This window comes from Pseudoroseomonas cervicalis ATCC 49957, assembly GCF_000164635.1.
In the GTDB taxonomy this organism is placed as follows: Bacteria; Pseudomonadota; Alphaproteobacteria; order Acetobacterales; family Acetobacteraceae; genus Pseudoroseomonas; species Pseudoroseomonas cervicalis.
In genome coordinates this window covers 1,427,591-1,435,898 of sequence record NZ_GG770777.1, presented here as the reverse complement: position 1 = coordinate 1,435,898, position 8,308 = coordinate 1,427,591, and the positions used below count along the sequence as shown (strand labels likewise).

Below are 8,308 nucleotides of genomic sequence, written 5' to 3'. Positions count from 1 at the left end.
CCTCCACACGGGCGCGGACGGCTTCCATCGGCTCGTCGAAGGTCGGCTCGGGCGGGATCGGGCCGAGGAGTTCTTCGTCGCTCGGGCGCGCCCAGGCTTGGTAGCGCCAGTATGGGCCGCCCCCGACCACGGTCTCATCGTCGAGGCCCGGAGGCCGCGGCGGCAGCTTCGGCCGGACGTCCGTCTTGCCCACCGCCTTCCGCGCCCAGTAGCCCCGGGGCGGCACCGGCACGGCCATGCGGTCGCACGCCTTCGCCAAGGCCACGTTCGAGATCTCGAACCTCCCCGCCAGCTTCGTCAGCGGCTCCGACCAGACGAGGTCGTAGAGTTCCTGCCGGGTGACCCTCTGGCCCATGGCTCCCCTCCCAGGGCCCGCTTTCTGAAGGACGCGGTGGGCATCGCCAAGGATTCGACGTCAGGCGGCTTCGCGCTTCGCCCCATCGGGCGAGCGGTGACGCGCCGGGATATGCTGCGCGTCCGGGAACGAAGCCGACATCTCAGCGATAGTGGGGGCATTGCCTCCCCACAGGAGTAGCGCGCTCGGAAACGGCGCCGGGGTGCTGCCGTCCCCGAAGGCCAGCCTGCCCTTGAGAAGCCAGACGTGGGCATGCCCGGCAACATCGGCGTGCCACCATCGGGTGTCCGTCCGGGCCGGAACCAACCCGACGACGCACTCCGCTCGCCCTGCTGTCACCTCGACGCGCGCCTTGGTCGTCCACGCGCCGATCGTCCTGCCGTAGGGCGGGTTCATGTAGACCTTGCCGCTCCACTCTTGGGCAAGCCCGTCGTCGCGCTCTGTGAAATGCCTGGGTGCCTTGACGCGCGAGCGCAGCTTGCCCGGCGAGCAGGGGTCCAGGTCGATGCTGCCCACCGCCGCGTAGAGGCGCTCCAGGAGGTCCGGGGGCGTGGCCCAAGCTTCGTAGGCCGAGGAGAAAGCAGCCGTGTTCAGGAAGGATGGCGTCGTGCCCGAGCGGCCGAGGGCCAGCCCGGCGCCCAGCGCGTCTGCCACGCGCTCCACCGCCGCCAGGTGGCCAGGGCTGCCCCCCTCGATGGCTGCCAGGGTGTTCGGGCTGACACCCGCGTTGGCGGCCACCTCGCGGAGGCTGGCGCCGAGACGAAGCCGAAGCGCGCGCAGGCGGCTGCCGAGGTGGTCACTTGGCGGCAGGGAGCGGCCGGTGGTCTCCAGGCCGAGGGCTGCGACGAGGCGGAGGAACGTGTCGATGTGCCCCTGGCCGCGCTCGGCCTGCCACAGGCTGCGTGCGCTGCACCCGGCCAGCGCGGCAAGTGCGGCCTGGGTGAGCCGGGCCTCCCGGCGGGCCTGCCGGAGCACGGGGCCGAGCCGGGAGAAATCGGAGCGTTTCTGCGTCATTCCTGCCCAGGATTATGAGCGTTTCTGAGGCGAGTTCCGGGAGTGGCGCAGCGCCCACGCAGCCCATTCGATGCTCCTACAGAACGCCAACGAGTCTTCCCGTGGCACGGGCCCGCTTGCCAAGGCGGAAAGTCAAGTTGCGGTCTGCCGATGCTTGGCGCCAGGATCGACTCAAATCAGAATCCCACGGAGCCACAATCAATTCAAAAACGTCGTTCTCCAATCGTCTGAACATGATGCACGTATTTTCGTATTCGAACCCGCCCTTGAAGCGAGTTGGAAGATTGATTCGCTCCATCTCGTTAATCTGGCCGTGCCACGCAACGACACAATCTGGCCATTCCATGGCTCCGCTTCTGAGCCGCACTTCTCCGATTCGGATGTTGTCGTCGAGGTGATGGTAATTGAAATTGAACCCGAAGAACTTGTTACCACCTCGTGGCAGCTCAAGTTGATTCCGCGAGCCTCCTTGGAGGCGCGCAGCTTGTATCCACATGCTGCCGAAATTGGCTGGCACTAGGCGTCCTTGAGCCACCTCGTCACCAAACCAGGGCAACATCGCGGCGTTCTGCGGGACTGGAACTTCAACGCGGAGTGCCTCTCGCGCAACTTCCGGAGGTGCAGGACGGGCGGCACGTAGTGCCTCGTAGGCGGTGATGAGGTCATCGTCCGCCGGGACCGTGCCGAACTCTGCCTTCAGGAACGCGGCGGCGATCTGCTCTTGGGAGAGTTGCGACGACCACGCAGCCTCGCTGTTGATACTGAAGCCGCGAGCAGTAAGGTTCGCCGAGCCGACCAGAACGCCATACGTCCCGTCATCTCGACCGAAGGCGTAGAGTTTCGGGTGGTATGCCCTCGAGGGCAGGAGCGACCCGCGCGGTATGCCTTCAGAACCAGCCACCCGGAGACTGGCGTTGGGAAGGGACTTCCAGGCTCGAAGTGCCTGCGGTTCCGTAAGGCCGAAATCGAAAGACGTAATCAGTACTTTCGGCATAGCCTGGAACCGTGCCGCACTTACTGCGGCGCGCAGAGAGTCCAGCAAGATGTCACAGCCACCGCGCGTCACGTAGGCGGAGGCAATCCTCACCTCCGTCGGCTCCCTCATCAAATCTACAATCGCATGACGCATAGAAGCTGGCTCAGCAGCATTTTGCACTACGAGCATATCCCCCCCCGGAGCTCTCTTTATTTTCCTTGGCGGATGACCGCAATGTCTTGAGGCTATTCTCTGTGGCTGCGCTTGGCCCTCTGCTGATCTCGCAGATTCCTAAGTGCGGTCACCTCGGCCTCCGATTGTTCACCCGTAACAATCGTCGTGACAAGAGCATCGATTGAGCCGCAGGTCGCCATGACCTCGCGGCCAGACGCCAACGCCGCACCAAGTTCGCCGAGGCGGCGCCACGCATCGTCCGGCAATGGCGGGAGTGGAAGTCTGGCCAAGTGGGTCGCCTCTAGCTTCAGGGCACCGCCGCCCATGACGGCGCCCATGCACTCCATCGCTGCCCCGCACCAAGCGCTGTTCAGGAGCGCGAGCGCGGCAAGGACTCGGTCTTGGTGTGACGGACTCCAAACCGACGAGAAATTCGCATCCACAACCGCCTGACGCCCGGGATTGAGAATGGCGCGCGGAACCTTGTTGTTCACGCGCCCAATGAAGATGTCGGGCCGGTGTCGGCTGGCGAGCGGCGGCAGCATGTACCACCAGCGAGGCGGCGAGGCCGGTGAGCCGTCCTTGCCCTCGCGCCCCGCGCGGACGTTTGGCTTGACGGCCGACATGCCGGGAACCTTGCTGCGCGACACCAAACGCACGTGATCTGCTAGGCCACTCGTCATTGGCTTGTATGCGGCCAACGCGGCTCGGCGAACTGCGAGAGGGGGCGTCTGGTCCTCGATGTCCTCCGGCAAAGCACGTCGCTCAAGCATCAGGACTCTGCCAGGCAGAGATGCAGGCTCGATGGCAAAGGAGTCATCCAGTTCTTCCTGCCACCTGATCACCGGAAGAATGCAGTCGAGCGGCACGCCGGACACCTCACCGGTGCCGTCGGCCAGACGCACCTTGGCGCCGCGCTTTCCTGCGGAGATCAGGTCCACATAGAAGAAGCTGTTGGCTCCGGTCCGAAGTCCTTGACCGACTTCGAAGCCGAGGTCCTTCAGCGAGACGAAGGCCCGCTCAGTCTTGCTCCCCAGCCACCGTCGGAGTTGCTCCGGCATGAACACTGACGATGCGGGCGCATCTCCAACCCGTGCCGCGACGACTGGTTCAACCTCTCGGAGCCAGGCCTCCCCAACACTCGCCGCCCGCAGGTTTGCAGACTTGGCGGCGAGCGGAATGCGATGGGCCTCCCAGAATGGTTCAGAGACCGTGTGCTCCGCCGACGATGCATCCTTGAGCGCCGTCGCGAACGCCGCATCCGGGTCTCGCCGTCTCGGGAAAGCCCGCCCAACCACGCTCACTTCCGACGCGGCGCAGGCGCGGACTGACGTCTTCAGAAAACTCTCGCCAGCCCAACCGAATGCCGAAGTTCGTCGAGACACCCGGTCAGCGACCATCAAGGTCGTTCGTACCAGCGCGTTCGAGAACCACGCAGCATGCGCGTCCTCCACGATGTGGCGGATCCGGAACCAGCGGAGCAGCAGGTAGTGGACGATCTGCGCGTAGTCCCTAGAGAGCCAAGACTCCGGCACCACCATGGCCAGTTGGCCGCCCGGCCGCGTCAGTGCCGCGCTCAGCATCCAGGCAGGGACGGCGAGGTCTGCAAGCCCGGAGTAGCCCGACGCAAGGCTAACCAGCAGGTCGCGGTCTTCCTGATCGAGGTGAGGAAAGAGGTCAGGCGCCCGCAGCATCTCGATCAGCCCAGTTCTGACCCGCACCGCATTCGGCAGGACGACTTCCCCCTTCTGCGGATGGGCGAGGCTCTGGTAGCGAACATACGGCGGGTTGGTGATCACCAAGTCGAAGCTGGTGTGCGGAAGCTGACGAAGGGTGGTGTGGCTGAAGGCATCCCCGAGAACGAGCGCAGTACGCCCGTTGGCTCTTCCGTTCAGGCGCGCTTGGGCCTGACCGAATGCCGGAGGGTCAATCTCAAGTCCCGCAACCAGGTCCGGCTTTCCGATCGAGGCTGCCGCGGCAAGCATGTCGCCCGAGCCGGAGAACGGATCGATGACCGAACGGGCGCTCTTGGCACCAGCAAGGCTCGCGAGCAGCCGCGCAAGCGGCACGCCCGTGAAGTACTGCCCCAGGCGCTTCCTGCGAGCATCTGCCGCAGAAGGCCCGGCATTCTCTGAGACGGAGGTGCCCTTCATGCCGCGGCCTGGCGGCGTCGGACTTCTGCGTAGAAGGCGTCCGCGTCCATGTGGACAGGGACACCTGCCGCCAGGCATCGCCCCACGAACAACGAGAAGAGCCGCTCGGCCGACCGCTCCTTTGCGACCGATGCCGTGGCTTCGGGCGAGATGCCCTGCAGAACATCAGCAAGGATTGAGGCAGTCGTCTCGGGAGCCTCCGTCGGAGAACCGCCCGCTTTGCGCAGCAGGAGAAGGGGGTCCCCCTTCACGGCCACCGTCGAGACCACCTGTTTGAAGGAATCCTGCAGCTTGTCGAGGACGCTGGTCGCTTCGACGCTCAGCCCCGCCTGGGAGTAGGCCCGAGCCAGCGCCTGCCAGACATCCGCCTTGGCGGAGTGGAAGACGACGGTGGCCTTTCCTTCGGGCTTCAGCACACGTGCAATCTCAGCGAACACGTCTGCCATCATGCGGCCGTAGGTCTCGACCGACTTCCCGCCAGACGGACTGATGACGATTTCCTCGCTGCGGTCGGTGAGTTTCCCCAGCCACGCCTCGCTGATCTGGTTCACCTCAGCATAGGGGATGTAGTCGCCAAAGGGCGGGTCGGTGAACACGTACGAGACGCTTGCATCCGGCAGGTCGAGGTGCGTGCTGCTGCCTCTGACAACACGGACTGAACTCCGGCTCCCGTGGACGAGGGTGAAGGCATCCCGGATGGTCTTGGCCTTCCGGCGCAGGCCCTCGAAGATGTTCTTCTCGACGGGTAGCCCACTGACATAGAGAACGCCGCTCTGGGCACCAGTCAGGACGAAATCCCGCTGGTCCTTCTTCACCACGACCCGCGTCATCATGGTGGCATGCGGACCGTTGTAGCTGAGGATGAGTAGCTTCAGCGCATTGCGGAGGCTCTCGTCTCCACCGTCCGCGGCCTGCCATAGCTTTGCGAGTGCGAGAAAATTGCGCCGCGTGTAGAAGTGGTGGAGGTGGGTGATTCCGGTGTGATAGCCGGACCGGAAGAGTTCACCCCACGCGATGCGAGAGACCGGTGCACCGGCTGGCATCGGCAGGCGGCTGATCTCGGAAATCCGCCGCTCATCGTCCTCGAGGGCATCACGCTGCCAGTTTCGGCCGTTGGTGACGCCGTGCACGCGGGCGGGCCGCCGCTTCCTGGATGGGACATCTTCTTGGAGCAACGGGTCGTAGACCGTCTCCGTCGCCCGTTCCACGGTGTCCATCGGTGCCTCGTGACCGCAGTGCTCGCACCTGAAGGCGTCGAGCATCCGAAGTGGGCTGAAACGGACCGCGGCCCTCCAGAAGGAGGTTTCGGCCCGGCAACCGGGGCAGACGAGGAATTCGGTCCAGATGACGTGCCGGATGGTGCCCAGATTCCCTTCCGGGTCACGCGCCGAGTAGAGCCCCTCTAAGTCTCGCTCCACCCGATCGAGCAGCGATGCCACAGCCGCGTCGAAGGCGGCCGGATCGGGAGGGGAGCACAAGCCTGCCGCCACGAACGAGCCCAGGGCGCCCACTTCCTGGATGACGGCGTTCCGTGGCCCCCATGCAGGTTCAACGCCCGCGTTGGCCGCCATCTCCCGCATGGTCGCGGTCGGCCGGTCACACAGCAGGGCTGCGAGACCCGTCGTCCCGCTGCCCCCGAACGTGTCGAGCACGGTGTCACCAGGCTTCGTGTGGACGGCAAGGAATAGGGCGATCGCTTCCGGCGAAATCTTGGTGGGATAGGAGAACGCATTGTACAGGGCGCCCTTTCGGGACGCAGGCAGGGGCGCGGCGTAAAGGCGGTTTAGTTCCGGCGATAGCCGTCCAGTCCCCATGTCGGCCAAGCCGTTTTCCTTCGCCACGTCGTGGGAGGCGCCAAGGACAGACGTAGCATCCAGCATCACTTCCATGCCCCTGTCGGCCCTTAGGTGCGTCGCTGCTCCTGAGTAAACCAGAAAGGCCGACCCGGCCGAGCGACTCACGTCATCGGCGCAAGGATATCGTGCACCCTGACAACGCCGAAGCCCTAATTGGCAACCTGCTTAGCAGAAATCCTTGTCGGTGATCCCGCCGTTTGGCGCTGCCTAGCCTCTGAAGCGGGCGGAGTTTGGTTCGGCTGAATGCCTCTGGTGCTTGCCCATAGCCCCACAGGCATTCCGCCTACCGAGCGACCTGCTTCCTGCCTGACGGTTCCCGGCCTCTGGCGGCCAGCACCCGCTGGGACACCGCAGACACCATAGCCAGGAACGGCGCGTTCGGCTTGGCACGCGGTGTTCCAGCGCCGCCGCTCGCCCATCGAGTTGGCCGAGGTAAGAAACTCTGGATTCGCGCCCCGTTACGGGTGGCTGGAGCGCCAAATCTACGCTCCAGGCAGTGAAGGTGGGCATCTCTTGACGCGCGAGAACTTTGCCACAATGCCCCGATGCTTCTGGGGACTGCTCTGCGCCTGCCAGTTAACGCCTAGGCGCCCCGCCTTCTTCTGGCTTTCGTCCTATAGGCGCATGCCAGGGACATGCCTTCCTGCCGTGGACTACTTACCTTTTCTGCGGACAAGGTATGGGTTTAATGGCCACGCTTTGGTATTCCCGACACGCCGCCCGCGCCCTCCGCCAGCCGCGCCGCGGTGGCCAGCTGGTCGGCGCGCTCGTTCATCGGGTCGCCGGCATGGCCGCGCACCCAGAGCCATTCCACCTTGTGCGGCTTGGCGGCGGCCAGCAGGCGCTGCCACAGCTCGTAATTCGCGACCGGATCCTTGGCCGCGTTGCGCCAGTTGTTGCGCACCCAGCCATGCACCCAGCGGCTGATGCCGTTGCGCACATATTCGCTGTCGGTGTGCAGCACCACCGTGCAGGGCCGCTTCAGGCTCTCCAGCGCCATGATGGCGGCGGTCAGCTCCATGCGGTTGTTGGTGGTGGCGGGGTCGTAGCCGGAGAGCTCCTTCTCCGCCTCGCCATAGCGCAGGATGGCGGCCCAGCCGCCAGGGCCGGGATTGGGCTTGCAGCCGCCATCCGTCCAGATTTCCACGAGGCGCGGCGCTGCCCCGTCCTGCGGCGTGTCAGAGGCCATAGGCGGCGGCGTCCCGGGCCTCGGCGTGGAAGCGCAGGCGCTTGAGGTATTCCAGCGGGTCCTTGCGGGTGACCATGGCGCCGGGCGGGGTGTGGGTCCAATCGTAGAGCCGGGTCAGCAGGAAGCGCATGGCGGCGCCGCGGCACAGCACCGGCAGCGCCTCGATCTCCATGGCGGAGAGCGGGCGCAGCGCCTGGTAGGCGCCGATCATCGCCCGCGCCTTGGTCACGTTGAAGGACAGGTCCGGCTCGAAGCACCAGGCGTTCAGGCAGATCGCCAGGTCGTAGGCCAGGGCGTCGGTGCAGGCGAAGTAGAAGTCGATCAGGCCGGAGACGCGCGGCGCGCCACGCTCCGATTCCAGGAAGAACACATTGTCCGGGAACAGGTCGGCATGGATGTGGCCGCGCGGCAGGCCCTGCGGCCAGGCCGCCAGGATGCCGGAGAGGTGCCCGTCCAGCTCGGCCACCAGCCCCTCCTGCACCGCGTCGCCCCCGGCGCGGCAGCGCTCCAGCAGCGGCGCCCAGGCGCGGGGGCCGAGGGAGTTGGCGCGCTCGGCCCGGAAGCCCTCGCCGGCGGCGTGCAGCCCGGCCA

Annotated in this window: 7 protein-coding genes; all 7 read right to left on the bottom strand. The window is 65.7% G+C overall.

Translation table 11 applies throughout. The features are described 5' to 3' along the window. On the bottom strand, positions 1 to 355 hold a 355-nt coding region (locus tag HMPREF0731_RS25045), incomplete at its 3' end, for a hypothetical protein (protein WP_007003201.1). A 60-nt stretch (positions 356 to 415) separates the two neighbouring features. Further along, the gene (locus tag HMPREF0731_RS23075) at positions 416 to 1,369 is read right to left on the bottom strand and encodes a DNA N-6-adenine-methyltransferase (protein ID WP_007003200.1); all 954 of its coding nucleotides are present in this window, start codon (positions 1,367 to 1,369) and stop codon (positions 416 to 418) included. Between the two features lie 76 nt (positions 1,370 to 1,445). Further along, on the bottom strand, positions 1,446 to 2,474 hold the full coding sequence (locus HMPREF0731_RS23590) for a phospholipase D family protein (RefSeq protein ID WP_478212666.1): 1,029 nt from the start codon (positions 2,472 to 2,474) through the stop codon (positions 1,446 to 1,448). A gap of 116 nt (positions 2,475 to 2,590) precedes the next feature. Beyond that, a complete protein-coding gene (locus HMPREF0731_RS06215) occupies positions 2,591 to 4,672 on the bottom strand; it encodes an SAM-dependent methyltransferase (RefSeq protein ID WP_007003198.1) in 2,082 nt (693 codons plus the stop codon). After that, positions 4,669 to 6,561 (bottom strand): DNA methyltransferase, encoded by a 1,893-nt coding sequence (locus HMPREF0731_RS06210; protein WP_007003197.1) that lies wholly within the window; start codon positions 6,559 to 6,561, stop codon positions 4,669 to 4,671. The genes HMPREF0731_RS06215 and HMPREF0731_RS06210 overlap by 4 nt, the downstream gene beginning before the upstream one ends. A gap of 652 nt (positions 6,562 to 7,213) precedes the next feature. Further along, positions 7,214 to 7,717: a ribonuclease HI gene (gene rnhA / locus HMPREF0731_RS06205; protein WP_007003196.1), complete on the bottom strand. Its 504-nt coding sequence runs from the start codon at positions 7,715 to 7,717 to the stop codon at positions 7,214 to 7,216. Next, on the bottom strand, positions 7,707 to 8,308 hold a 602-nt coding region (locus HMPREF0731_RS06200; RefSeq protein WP_007003195.1), incomplete at its 5' end, for a phosphotransferase. The genes rnhA and HMPREF0731_RS06200, both read right to left, overlap by 11 nt.